Here is a 12,470-nt window from a genome sequence, read left to right on the forward strand (position 1 = left end):
CGCCTGCTGCGGCAGGCCAGGGGAGTCACTCTTCGATGGAACTCTTGATCAATCAGGTGGGTTACGACTGCGATGGCCACAAGGTGGCCCTGCTGCAAGGCGCCTTTGAACAGCCCCTCAGCGGCCGGGTGCGGCTGCTGCGTCTGGACGATGGCCAGATCCTGTTCGACACCGAGTTGCAGGCCGCCGGTCAGGTTCCCGGCTGGCAGGGTCGCCACTTCTGGCGCGCCGACTTCAGCGCCTTTAAAGAGCCCGGCCACTATCGGCTGGAGGCCGTCACCCAGCGCGAGGGAGAGGCGACCCCCTCCGTCACCCGCTCCCCCCGCTTTGCCATCGGCCCTGGCTTGCTGAGTCGCACCTGCCTGTCCGATGTCATTCACTATTTCAAGGGGCAGCGCGCGAGCGGAGCCTTCGATCGGGCCGATCGCCAAGCCCGCCAGTTTGGCACCGATCAGCGCCGGGATGTGCGCGGCGGCTGGTTCGATGCCAGCGGCGACATGAGCAAGTACTTGAGCCACCTCTCGTACGCCAACTACCTCAATCCCCAGCAGACCCCCCTGGTGGTCTGGGCCCTGCTCAAGTGCCGGGATCTGCTCGGCACACGTACCGACATCGACGGCCTGAACCTGTGCAAACGGCTCGCCGACGAGGCCCTGCACGGGGCGGACTTCCTCTGCCGGATGCAGGACGAGAGCGGCTTCTTCTACATGACCCTGTTCGACAAGTGGAGCAAGGATCCCGAGCAGCGGGAGCTGTGTGCCTACGCCACCCAGCAGGGGCTCAAGTCCGCCGACTGGCAGGCGGGATTCCGGCAAGGGGGGGGCATGGCCATCGCCGCCCTGGCCCGTGCCGCGCGGGAGTCCGCGGTTGGTGATTTCGATGCCAGCCATTACGCCGAAGCCGCCCGCCGCGGCTATCTGCACCTGCGTGAGCACAACCTCGCCTATCTGGACGACGGTCGCGAAAACATCATCGACGACTACTGCGCCCTGCTCGCCGCCGTGGAGCTGACCCGCACCCTGGGCCAGGAGTGGCTCGGCGAGGCCAGAGACAGGGCCGCCCGGCTCTGTGCCCGTCAGCATCCCCATCCGGAGCTCGGCCATTACTGGTCCGCCGATGACGACGGGACACGCCCCTACTATCACGCCGCCGAGGCGGGCCTGCCGGTGCTGGCCCTGCTGGAATACCTGGCCCTGGAGCCGGAACCCGTGCGCAAACGCAAGGTGCAGGCCGTGGTGCAACAGGCGCTGGCGGCCGAGTTGGCGCTGGCCGCCCAGGCGGGTAACCCCTTCGCCCTCGCCCGCCAGTATGTGAAAGGAGTGGGCGAGGAGCCTCGCATTAGCTTCTTCATGCCCCACCACAACGAATCCGGTTACTGGTGGCAGGGAGAGAACGCCAGACTGGCCTCCCTCGCCGCCATGACATTTTCCGCTGCCTCAGTGCTGCCACAGCAGCGCAAACCACTACAGGCCTTCGGCCAGCGCCAGCTCGACTGGATCCTGGGGCAAAACCCCTTCAACGCCTGCATGCTGGCGGGGCACGGCATCAACAACCCGAGCTACACCGCCGGTTATCCCAATGCGCCGGGCGGGATCTGCAACGGCATCACCGCCGGTTTCGATGACGAGGCGGACATCGCCTTCATCCCGGATGCCTACAAGGAGCGGCTGGATCAGAACTGGCGCTGGGGGGAGCAGTGGATCCCTCACGCAGCCTGGTTCGCCCTGGCCATCAGCTGGCAGAGCACCCTCGGAGGTTCCCATGATTGAGACGTACAAGGATCGGCTCGATCAGAACTGGCACTGGGGGAGCCGTGGATCCTCCATGCAGTCCGCCTGGTTCGCCCTGGCCATCAGCTGGCAGAGCACCCTCGGAGGTTCCCATGACTGAATACTGGGTCGGCGTGGATGGCGGCGGCACCCATACCCGGGCCCGTATCCGCGACAGGGCGGGGAAGCTACTGGGTGAAGGGCGAGCCGCGGGATCCAATCTGGAGCTCGGCATTCCCTTGGCCCACCGCCACGTATTGACCGCCATCGATCTGGCCCGCACCGAGGCGGGTCTTGGCAAGGAGGCGGAACCGCAGATGAGCGTCGGGCTGGCGCTCGCCTCCGCCGAGCTGGCGGATTGCTACCACGCCCTCCTGGCCATGCCCTTCCCCTATGCCAACGTGCGGCTCACCTCCGATGCCTTCGGGGCCTGCCTCGGCGCCTTCGGTGGCCGGGAAGGGGCCATCCTCATCGCCGGCACCGGCTCCGCCGGGCTCATCTACCGGGAGGGGCGACTGCGCACCTGCTCGGGGCGGGGCTTCCCCATCTCGGATCTCGGCAGCGGTGCCTGGCTCGGGCTGCGCGCCCTGCAACAGGCCCTGCTCTGCCATGACGGCATCCTGCCCCCCAGCCTGCTCGCCGAGCGTCTGCTGGCTCACTTCAAGCAGGATCAGGCCGAGGTGGTGCGTTGGGCGAGTCGCGCCATCCCGGCGGACTATGGCCGCTTCACCCCCTGGGTGTTCGATGCCGCCAGCGACGGCGATGCCCTCGCCTGTCAGCTGCTGGATGAGACCTGCGCCCAGTTGCAGAGCCTGCTGGAAGGCATGCAGCAGCTCGGGGCCCACCGGATTGCCCTGCTCGGTGGCGTCGGCACGCGTCTGGCTCCCCGTCTTGCCCATCTCAACCTGGTTCCCCCCATGGCCGATGCCCTTGAGGGTGCCATCTTGTTCGCTCAATCAGAGGAATACCCATGTCTGCACCCCTGATCCATACCCAAGTTGACCGACGTGACGGTGATGATGTCTGGTTCCATTTCACCCTGAGCCAGTTGCCGGACAGCCCCTGGAAGCTGCACTTCTGCCTGCCGCGGCAGATCGACGCCAGCTCCGTCGAAGGAGGCACCCTGGAGCGCCAGAGCGGCAGCTACAAGGTGCTCGTCCCCCAGGATGGCGGCAGCGAACTGCGTTTTTGCTGTCGCAGCACCCCCATCAAGCGTAATTCCGATCTGCCTCAGGGCTTCTTCCTGAGCCTCGGCGACACGGGATCCGGCCCCCAGCTGCTGCCGGTGACCCTGGCAAGCCAGGCCCTCGGCCTGCCACCCCTGCCCGCCGCCGCCCCCGAGCTGCCCGAGGTGGAAGCCGCCAACGGCATCGTTCCCCAACCCGCCCACCTGCGGCTGCCCGAGGGCAACTTCCGGCTGGCGGAGCGGGCCCATGTCAGCGGCCCCCTGCCCCTTGGCCCCCTGCTTGCCCATTTCAACGAGCTGACCGGTCTGGCCCTCAGTCAGGATCACGATGCCGAGATCCACCTCGTCGAGGCCCCCCTCGCCCCGGAGGCCTACCAGCTCTCCATCAGCCCCCGTGAGGTGGTGATCCAGGCGGCGGGAGAAGCGGGCTGGCGCCATGGGCTGGTCAGTCTTGCCCAGTGGGCGCTGCAGCACGGGGAGAGCCTGCCCTGCCTCGAGCTTCGCGATGAGCCCCGCTTCGGTTTTCGCGGCATCTTCCTCGACTGCTCACGCCACTTCCATTCCATTGCCACCATCAAGCGGCTGCTCAAGCAGATGAGCCTCTTCAAGTTCAATCGCTTCCACTGGCACCTGACCGATGACGAGGGCTGGCGCCTCGAGATCAAGGCCTTCCCGCAACTGACCGAAGTGGCGGCCTGGCGTGGTCACGGCCTGGCGGTGGATCCTCAGTTGAGCGGCGGGCCGGATCCTTACGGCGGCTACTACACCCAGATCGAGGTGCGCGAACTGGTGGCCTATGCTGCCGGGCTTGGCATCACCATCATCCCGGAGATAGACATTCCCGGTCACTGCCACGCCGCCATCAAGGCCCTGCCCGCGCTGCTGCGGGAAGAGGCGGACAGCTCCCTCTACCTGTCGGTGCAGTTCTTCGATGACAACGTGCTCAACCCCGCCCTGCCCGGTACCTACGAGTTCCTCGACAAGGTGATGGAAGAGGTCTGTGCCCTCTTCCCCGGGGAGCAGATCCACATGGGGGGGGACGAGGTGCCCCACGGCGTCTGGACCGACAGCCCGGCCTGTCGACAGCTGATGCAGCAAGAGGGGTATCAGGATTGTCGTGAACTGCAGGGCCATGTGCTGCGCCACTGCCAGCAATACCTGGCCGCCAGGGGCAAGAAAATGCTGGGGTGGGAGGAGATATTGCACGGGGACAAGGTGAGCCGGGATGCCACCGTCTTCGCCTGGACCAGCTTCCAGGCGGGGCTCGATGCCGCCAGCCAGGGCTACCCCGTGGTGATGGCCCCCGCCCAGCAGCTCTATCTGGATCAGGCCTATAACCATGATTATCAGGAGCCCGGCCTCTACTGGGCCGGCCCCGTCAGCCTGGAGCAGGTCTACGCCTGCGACCCGGCCCCCATCGATTTCCATGCCAACGATAACATCCTGGGGGTGCTGAGCCCCTTATGGTCCGAGCAGATCATCTCGCGAGATCGGCTCGACTATATGTTGTTCCCACGCCTGCTGGCCACGGCCGAGGTGGCCTGGAGTGCCCCTGCCCACAAGTCATGGGAGCACTTCGTCGCCCGCCTGCCCGGCCAGTTGCAAATCCTTAGTCAGTTGCAGGTGCGTTACCGGGTGCCACAGAGGTAGTGTTATCTTTCTCTTTTCGGCGACCTTTTGGTCGCCGTTTTTTTACCTGGCTAACAAAATCACAACTAAACCCTACTTTTTATCCTCCTTTATAGGCAGAATAAGCCCCCGATGAAGCCTGGCGACGACGCCTATTTCGCAGCCAAACGTCCGGCCTACTGATAATAACTAAGCACAAAAATCGGAGTTTATTGCATGGCTCGCACTGAGGTTCCAATAGTAGACAGCGAAGTGGAGTTTCCTGCCGACGTACAACTCGTCTCCACCACTGACTTGCGCGGCGTCATCACCTACGCCAATCCCGCCTTCTGCCGCATCGCCGGCTATCAGGTCGATGAACTGGTCGGCCAGAACCACAACCTGGTGCGCCATCCCGACATGCCCAAGGTGGCCTTCGCCGATCTCTGGGATCGCCTCAAGGAGGGCAACCCCTGGCGCGGGGTGGTCAAGAACCGCTGCAAGGATGGCCGCTACTACTGGGTCGACGCCTATGTCACCCCCATCTACGAGCAGGGCCAGATCAGCGGCTACCAATCCGTGCGCTGCAAACCCGAGCCCCAGCTCAAGCAGGTGGCAAGCCAGGCCTATCAGGCCCTGCTCAAGGCCGAGCGAGGAGAGAGCCGCCCCCTGCCCTCCCTGCGCCGTTTCAGGCCCATGCTGCTCGCCGGGCTGCTGCTGGGGTTGCTGGGCTGGGCTGGTGCGACCCAGGGCATGATGACGGTCCTGCTGATGCTGCTGCCCCTGCTCCTCGTCACCGCTACTTACTGGCGCGAGATCATCGCGCTGCCGCGCTACCTCAAGCAGCTCGGCCAGCAATATGACAGCCTGACCCGGCTGGTCTACTCCGGCGATGCTCCGGGGGCCATCGCCGACTTCCACCTGAAGATGCTGCAGGCCCGCATCCGTACCGTACTGGGGCGGGTCAACGACGCCACTCACCCGCTGCAGACCCTGGCAACCGACCTCAAGGACTCCTCCCATCAGGCCTTCCTCGACATCAACGAGCAGGATGCCCAGACCCAGCAGATGGCTGCGGCCATGACCCAGATGGCCAGCACCGCCAACGAGATCGCCCGCAACATCCAGGACACCAACAGCCAGGTGACCGATGCCCGCAGCAGCTGCGAGCACACGGTAAGGCAACTGGATCAGACCGAGCGGCAGATGGAACAGCTGGCGCATCAGGCGGAGCAGGCCTTCCACTCGGCGGTGGAACTCGCCAGCGAATCCGAGCGAATTGGCAGCGTCATGGGGGAGATTCAAGGCATCGCCGAGCAGACCAATCTGCTGGCCCTCAACGCCGCCATCGAGGCCGCTCGCGCCGGCGAACAGGGTCGTGGCTTCGCCGTGGTGGCGGACGAGGTACGCACCCTCTCCACCCGCACCCACAAGGCCACCGAGCAGATCCAGGGCAGCATCCATCAGATCCAGCAGACCCTGGGACGCTGGCAGGGCATGATGCAGGACAACCTGGCCCATACCCGGGAGTACGCCGAGATGACCCGTCAGGGCTCTGGCAACCTGCACCTGGTACTGGGAGAGATAGAACAGGTCACCGAGTTCTCCACCCAGATTGCGGCGGCGGCAGAACAGCAACAGGCGGTGGTCGAGGAGATCAGCCGCAACATTCACCAGATCTCCCAGTATTCCCGCGCCAACAGCCAGAAGATGCAGGCGGTGGATGACTCCAGCCAGGCGCTGCTCCAGCGCGCCCGCGAACTGCGGGGATTGAGCCAAACCTTCGGCTAGGCCTTGCCCTGCAAACAAAGGAGGCGCCACAATGGCGCCTCCCCTCTTTCAAGCGATGACAATCCCATGATGGATCCCCCCAGCCCCTCCCTTGGCAAGGTCGCCCGTATCGAGGCGATCTTGGCCCTGATCCCCGCCGGTCGCGTGGTGAGCTATGGACAGGTAGCCGATCTCGCCGGGCTGCCGGGACGCGCCCGCCTGGTGGGCAAGGTGCTGAGAGAGACCGACAAGACCTTGCCCTGGCACCGGGTACTGGGCGCAGGAGGAACCATCTCGCTGCCGAAGGGATCGGCGGGATTCGATGAACAGACGGGGCGATTGCAGGAAGAGGGGGTAGTGGTCGTCGGGGGGCGGGTCAGGATGCGGGAGTGGCAGTGGCAGCCCGACCTGGCCGAGCTGCTCTTTCTCATCCCCTTCTAGGGATCCCGTTCATTCACTGGTGAGGGGGCCCAGGATCTCGTCGCTGCGTACCTGCACCGGGATGGTTTCATCTTCCCGCTGCAGCAGCACCAGCAGACCCTGTCTGTCCACTTCCAGCACGTAGGCCGTTCCTTCACGGGTCAGGCAGGTCATGCCCGGCCGGATTTCATGTATCTCCATGACAACCTCCGTGTCTTGCGCTGCCATCCATGCAGCCAATTCAGTATATCCCCTTCTCCCAATAAAAAGGCCCCTGCAAGGGGCCTCTTTCATCAATGTGTGAACCTCGGCGGTCAGGATTTCTTCGCCTTTGCCAGGCTCTCCTGCCATTTACCGTTGTCGTAATGGGCCGTCCAGCCCGTCGCCTTGCCGTTGACCTCGGTCATCACGTACTGCTCCTTGCTCTTGCGGCTGAAGCGTACCACGGAGGCGTTACCGTCAGGATCTGACGCCGGCGCGTCCGCCAGGTACTGATGCTTGGGCGAGAGGCGGTCACGGAAGCGCTTGAGCTCCTCAACCAGAGGCGCACGAGTCTCACGGGATTTAGGGAAGTTGCTGGCGGCGAGGAACAGGCCGGCGGCACCGTCCCGCAGCACGAAGTGTGCGTCGGACTGGGTGCATTTCAGCTCGGGCAGCGGCACCGGATCTTCCTTCGGCGGCGCGATGTCACCGTTTTTCAGGATCTTGCGGGTGTTCTTGCAGCTCTCGTTGGTGCAGCCCATGTACTTGCCGAAACGGCCGTTCTTGAGCTGCATCTCGGCTCCGCAGCGGTCACACTCGATGCTCGGCCCTTCGTAGCCCTTGAGCTTGAACTGACCCTGCTCGATCTCGTAGCCGTCGCAATCCGGGTTGCGGCCGCAGACGTGCAGCTTGCGGCTGTCATCGATGATGTAGGCATCCATGGCGGTACCACAGATGTTGCAGCGATGCTTGGCCCGCAGCGCTTCGGTCTCTGCCTCGTCACCGTCGTCGGTGGCGGAGACGAACTCGTCGGCACTGACCAGGTTGATGGTCTTCTTGCAGCGCTCCTTGGGGGGCAGCGCATAGCCGGAACATCCGAGGAAGACGCCGGTGGTGGCGGTACGGATCCCCATCTTGCGGCCGCAGTCCGGGCAGTCGATGTCGGTCAGCACCATCTGGTTGGCGCGCATGCCGCCTTCCTCGTGGGGCTTGTCGGCCTGCTCCAGCTCCTGAGTGAACTCGGCGTAGAAGGCGTCGAGCACCTTCTTCCACTCCAGGCTCCCCTCGGCGATGCCATCGAGCTTGTCTTCCATCTTGGCGGTGAACTCGTAGTTCATCAGCTCGACGAAGTTCTCCACCAGGCGGTCGGTGACGATCTCCCCCATCTTCTCGGCGAAGAAGCGGCGGCTCTCGACCCGCACATAACCGCGATCGACGATGGTGGAGATGATGGAGGCATAGGTGGAAGGACGGCCGATGCCGCGCTTCTCCAGCTCGCGCACCAGGGCCGCTTCGGTGAAGCGGGCGGGCGGCTTGGTGAAGTGCTGACGGGGATCCAGCTTGACCAGTTTGAGGATCTCGCCAACGGTGACCGCCGGCAGCTGGCTGTCTTCTCCCTTGCGACCCATGGGTGGCAGAGCCTTGGTCCAACCGGCGAAACGCAGGGTACGACCACGGGCCTTGAGCTCGAATTCACCGGCCTTGACGGTCAGGGTGGAGGAGTCGTACTGCGCAGGGGTCATCTGGCAGGCGACAAACTGACGCCAGATGAGGTCATAGAGCCGCATCGCATCCGGCTCCATGCCTTCGAGCATCTCTGCGGTCACCTGCACGCTGGAGGGACGAATGGCTTCGTGCGCTTCCTGGGCGTTGGCCTTGGCACCGTAGAGGTTCGGCTCGCTCGGCAGGTAGGCTGCGCCATACTGTTCGCCGATGTATTCCCGCACAGCTTCCACCGCCTCTTTGCTGAGGTTGGTGGAGTCGGTACGCATATAGGTGATGTAACCCGCTTCATAGAGGCGCTGGGCCATCATCATGGTCTTCTTCACCCCGAAGCTAAGACGGGTGGAGGCCGCCTGCTGCAGGGTGGAGGTGATGAAGGGGGCGGAAGGCTTGGAGCCGGTCGGCTTGTCTTCCCGGTTCACCACCTTGTAGTCGACTCCTTCCAGGGCGGCGACGGCGGCGAAGGTCTCGGCCTGGGTGACCGGCTTGAAGTCGGTACCGTTGCGGCTGACCACTTCCATGCGCAGGGCACTCTTGTCGCCAGTCAGCAGATCCGCGTTGAGATCCCAGAACTCCACCGGCACGAAGGCCTTGATCTCGCGCTCTTTATCCACGATGAGGCGCACCGCGACGGACTGTACCCGGCCGGCGGAGAGACCGCGAGCCAGCTTCTTCCAGAGCAGCGGGGAAACCATGTAGCCCACCACCCGGTCGAGGAAACGACGGGCCTGCTGGGCGTTGACGCGATGGATGTTCAGCTCGGACGGCTGGGCGAACGCTTCCTGGATGGCGGTCTTGGTGATCTCGTTGAACACCACCCGCTTGTAGCGGTTGTCGTCACCGCCGATGATCTCCCGCAGGTGCCAGGCGATCGCTTCCCCTTCTCTATCCAAGTCGGTTGCGAGGTAGATGGTGTCAGCCTTGGCGGCCAGACTTTGCAACTCGCTGACCACTTTTTCCTTGCCGGGCAAAATCTGGTAGTTGGCCTGCCAGCCTGCGGTCGGATTGATCCCCATCCGTGCGAACAGGGCGTTGCGATCCTTGGCCGCCTTCTCGGATTCGCTGAGCTTGATGCCGCGAATGACAGGTTTTTTGGGTTCGGTGCTGGCGCTGCCGCTGGTCGGCAGATCGCGCACATGGCCTACGCTGGATTTGACCACGTAGTCCTTGCCCAAATATTTGTTGATGGTCTTGGCCTTGGCCGGAGACTCCACGATGACCAGTGATTTGCCCATGCTGTAACTATTATCCTCATTGCACCCGACGGGGTTGGCGTGCGGTTTTGTGGGGCTGTATAAGAGATTTGACGGGAAAAAGCAATCTTGGCGACAAATTTGCTTGACCCATACGCCCCCTACCGACTCTTTATTTATTAATGCGAAGCCGACGCGAGGGAATCAACCGCTTTTTTGTTTTTATGCCATATACCCCCCTTTTTTAGATTGGAAATGACATATCCAGCCGCCCTTGTTACATAAAAAACCACCAGAGTTATCAGCTTGTTACAAAGGATGAAATCTCTTTATAATGGCCACTCGCCGCAGCTTTGTGCGCGGAAGGACTCGCAACCCATATAAAAATCGAAAGGATGTCATCATGAAGCACTTCGAGGTCAACTTCGACGGCCTGGTCGGCCCCACCCACAACTATGCCGGCCTCTCCTATGGCAACGTGGCCTCCCAGAGCAATGCATCGGCGGCATCCAATCCGAAGGAGGCCGCCAAGCAGGGATTGCGCAAGATGAAGGCGCTGACCGAACTCGGCATGGTGCAAGGGGTACTGGCTCCCCAGGAGCGCCCGGATCTCGCCACCCTGCGTCGCCTCGGCTTCACCGGATCAGATGCAAGCGTCTTGGCCCAGGCGGCGAAACAGGCCCCCGCCGTGCTGGCCGCCTGCTATTCCGCCTCCAGCATGTGGACCGCCAACGCCGCCACCGTCTCGCCGAGTGCCGATACCCAGGATGGCCGCATCCACTTCACCCCTGCCAACCTGACCAACAAGTTCCACCGTGCCCTCGAACCCGAGGTGACGGGGCGCATCCTGCGCGCCGTGTTCAACAACGATCGCCACTTCTATCACCACGCCCATCTGCCGGAAAACGATCACTTCGGTGACGAGGGTGCCGCCAACCACACCCGGCTGTGCCGCGCCTATGGCGAGGCCGGGGTCGAGCTGTTCGTCTATGGCCGCAGCGCCTTCGACGCCTCCCAGCCCGCCCCCAAACGCTACCCGGCCCGCCAGACCCTGGAGGCGAGCCAGGCCATCGCCCGCCTGCACGGCCTTGGCGAGGAGAGTGCCGTCTTCATCCAGCAAAACCCGGATGTCATCGATCAGGGGGTGTTTCACAACGACGTGATCGCGGTGGGCAACCAGAACGTGCTGTTCTACCACCAGCAGGCCTTCCTCAATACCGCCTCGGTCCTGGCCGAGGTACGCGCCAAGTTCGGTGACGGTGATCTGCACTTCATCGAAGTGCCCACCAACGAGGTGTCGGTGCAGGATGCGGTGAAATCCTACCTGTTCAACACCCAGATCCTGACCCTGCCGTCCGGCGAGATGGCGATCATCGCCCCGACTGAATGTCAGGGCAATCCGGCCGTGTCCGCCTATCTGGCCAAGCTGGTGACGCTGGGTACCCCCATCAAGGGGGTACACTTCATGGATGTGAAGCAGAGCATGCGAAACGGCGGTGGCCCTGCCTGCCTGCGGCTGCGAGTCGCCATGAACGACACCGAGCTCGCGGCGGTGAATCCGGCCTGTCTCATCGACGACAACCAGTTCACCCGTCTGGATAACTGGGTGGAGCGCCACTATCGCGACAGCCTGGCGCTGGACGACTTGCGGGATCCGGCCCTGGTGCTGGAGAGCCGCACCGCCCTGGACGAGCTGACCCAGATCCTGAAACTGGGATCCGTCTACCCCTTCCAGCGCTGAGGCGCAGACAACAAAAAGCCGGGCAAATGCCCGGCTTTTTCATTTGGTGCTACGTTGCCGCGACTCAGCGCCAGGGGCTCTGTTGCCATAGCCGCCCTAACCCAGCCTCCAGCGCCTGGGCGCCCTGCTGGCCCAGCTTCTGGGTCAGGCTCTTGGGCTTGCGATAACTGATGCCGATCACCTTGTGATGGCTGGCCTGGGCCAGCAGGTAGTCGTCACTGGTACTGAGCGCATCCACCAGCCCGAGCTGCTTGGCCTCGCTCGCCAGCCAGTGTTCTCCCGTGGTCACCGCATCGATATCGAGGGCCGGTCTGTGCTCGGCCACGAACGCCTTGAAACGCTCATGGATGGCACCCAGCTCCTCGCGAAACTTCTCCCGCCCCAGATCGTCATTCTCGCCAAACATGGTGATGGTGCGCTTGTACTGGCCTGCGGTGTGCATCTCGAACTCGATGTCGTGCTTTTTGAGCAGCTTGTTGAAGTTCGGCATCTGGGCAATCACCCCGATGGAGCCGACGATGGCAAACGGCGCCGCCAGGATCTTGTCCGCCACGCAGGCCATCATGTAGCCGCCGCTCGCCGCCACCTTGTCGATGGCCACCGTGAGCTTGATGTCTCTGTCCCGCAGGCGTTGCAACTGGGAGGCCGCGAGGCCATAACCGTGCACCACGCCACCACCGGACTCGAGGCGCAGCAGCACCTCGTCACCGGGTTTGGCGACCCCGATCACGGCGCTCACCTCTTCCCGCAGGGAGGCGACCTCCTTGGCATCCATGCTGCCGTGAAAATCGATGACGAACAGCCGGCTGCGCTCATCGTCGGCCTTGGCGCGCGCCTTCTGTTCGGCCTTGCGCGCCTTCTCCAGCTGCTTGCGCTGCCCCTTGTCGGCCAGGGCCGACTGCAACTGGTAGCGACCCTGCTCCAGTTCGCTGGAGAGATCGGTCACCACCAGTTCCCCCTTGCGCGCCTTGGGCTGGCGGCTGCTCACCACCATCAGGATGACGGCGGCAATGGCCAGCAGCAAGGTGAGAGTCTTGGCCAGAAACAGGCCGTATTCGGTCAAAAATGTCACTCGATAC

Annotated in this window: 10 protein-coding genes; 7 read left to right on the plus strand and 3 right to left on the minus strand. The window is 63.5% G+C overall.

Annotated elements, in window-relative coordinates; genetic code table 11:
• Positions 1 to 35: 35 nt before the first annotated feature.
• The 6 genes from ACW5W7_RS01940 to ACW5W7_RS01965 all read left to right on the plus strand — a co-directional run bounded on the left by ACW5W7_RS01940 (position 36) and on the right by ACW5W7_RS01965 (position 6,774).
• Positions 36 to 1,769, plus strand: coding sequence for a glycoside hydrolase family 9 protein (locus ACW5W7_RS01940; protein ID WP_456500589.1), 1,734 nt, complete (start codon positions 36 to 38; stop codon positions 1,767 to 1,769).
• Complete coding sequence (locus ACW5W7_RS01945; RefSeq protein WP_456500590.1) at positions 1,762 to 1,890, plus strand: hypothetical protein; 129 nt, start codon at positions 1,762 to 1,764, stop codon at positions 1,888 to 1,890. Before ACW5W7_RS01940 ends, ACW5W7_RS01945 begins: the two co-directional genes overlap by 8 nt.
• Positions 1,883 to 2,755, plus strand: a complete 873-nt coding sequence (locus ACW5W7_RS01950) for a BadF/BadG/BcrA/BcrD ATPase family protein (protein ID WP_456500591.1) — start codon at positions 1,883 to 1,885, stop codon at positions 2,753 to 2,755. Before ACW5W7_RS01945 ends, ACW5W7_RS01950 begins: the two co-directional genes overlap by 8 nt.
• Positions 2,740 to 4,605, plus strand: coding sequence for a beta-N-acetylhexosaminidase (locus tag ACW5W7_RS01955; RefSeq protein WP_456500592.1), 1,866 nt, complete (start codon positions 2,740 to 2,742; stop codon positions 4,603 to 4,605). The genes ACW5W7_RS01950 and ACW5W7_RS01955 overlap by 16 nt, the downstream gene beginning before the upstream one ends.
• A gap of 195 nt (positions 4,606 to 4,800) precedes the next feature.
• Positions 4,801 to 6,354, plus strand: a complete 1,554-nt coding sequence (locus tag ACW5W7_RS01960; RefSeq protein WP_456500593.1) for a methyl-accepting chemotaxis protein — start codon at positions 4,801 to 4,803, stop codon at positions 6,352 to 6,354.
• 66 nt (positions 6,355 to 6,420) lie between these two features.
• The gene (locus ACW5W7_RS01965) at positions 6,421 to 6,774 is read left to right on the plus strand and encodes an MGMT family protein (RefSeq protein ID WP_349918893.1); all 354 of its coding nucleotides are present in this window, start codon (positions 6,421 to 6,423) and stop codon (positions 6,772 to 6,774) included.
• 9 nt (positions 6,775 to 6,783) lie between these two features.
• Here ACW5W7_RS01965 and ACW5W7_RS01970 read toward each other — a convergent pair whose 3' ends face one another.
• Positions 6,784 to 6,954, minus strand: a complete 171-nt coding sequence (locus ACW5W7_RS01970) for a hypothetical protein (RefSeq protein ID WP_456500594.1) — start codon at positions 6,952 to 6,954, stop codon at positions 6,784 to 6,786.
• A 113-nt stretch (positions 6,955 to 7,067) separates the two neighbouring features.
• Complete coding sequence (topA, locus tag ACW5W7_RS01975; RefSeq protein WP_456500595.1) at positions 7,068 to 9,692, minus strand: type I DNA topoisomerase; 2,625 nt, start codon at positions 9,690 to 9,692, stop codon at positions 7,068 to 7,070.
• Positions 9,693 to 10,053: 361 nt separating this feature from the next.
• Here topA and astB point away from each other — a divergent pair, with 361 nt between their 5' ends.
• Complete coding sequence (gene astB / locus ACW5W7_RS01980; RefSeq protein WP_456500596.1) at positions 10,054 to 11,391, plus strand: N-succinylarginine dihydrolase; 1,338 nt, start codon at positions 10,054 to 10,056, stop codon at positions 11,389 to 11,391.
• 64 nt (positions 11,392 to 11,455) lie between these two features.
• Here the strand turns inward: astB and sohB are convergent, their stop codons facing one another.
• Positions 11,456 to 12,463, minus strand: coding sequence for a protease SohB (sohB, locus tag ACW5W7_RS01985; RefSeq protein WP_456500597.1), 1,008 nt, complete (start codon positions 12,461 to 12,463; stop codon positions 11,456 to 11,458).
• Between the last annotated feature and the right edge of the window lie 7 nt (positions 12,464 to 12,470).

Source organism: Aeromonas intestinalis (assembly GCF_054052485.1).

Coding starts and splice junctions, on each gene's coding strand:
- ACW5W7_RS01940 (WP_456500589.1), top strand. CDS start 36: ATGGAACTCTTGATCAATCAGGTGGGTTACGACTGCGATGGCCACAAG.
- ACW5W7_RS01945 (WP_456500590.1), top strand. CDS start 1,762: ATGATTGAGACGTACAAGGATCGGCTCGATCAGAACTGGCACTGGGGG.
- ACW5W7_RS01950 (WP_456500591.1), top strand. CDS start 1,883: ATGACTGAATACTGGGTCGGCGTGGATGGCGGCGGCACCCATACCCGG.
- ACW5W7_RS01955 (WP_456500592.1), top strand. CDS start 2,740: ATGTCTGCACCCCTGATCCATACCCAAGTTGACCGACGTGACGGTGAT.
- ACW5W7_RS01960 (WP_456500593.1), top strand. CDS start 4,801: ATGGCTCGCACTGAGGTTCCAATAGTAGACAGCGAAGTGGAGTTTCCT.
- ACW5W7_RS01965 (WP_349918893.1), top strand. CDS start 6,421: ATGATGGATCCCCCCAGCCCCTCCCTTGGCAAGGTCGCCCGTATCGAG.
- ACW5W7_RS01970 (WP_456500594.1), bottom strand. CDS start 6,954: ATGGAGATACATGAAATCCGGCCGGGCATGACCTGCCTGACCCGTGAA.
- topA (WP_456500595.1), bottom strand. CDS start 9,692: ATGGGCAAATCACTGGTCATCGTGGAGTCTCCGGCCAAGGCCAAGACC.
- astB (WP_456500596.1), top strand. CDS start 10,054: ATGAAGCACTTCGAGGTCAACTTCGACGGCCTGGTCGGCCCCACCCAC.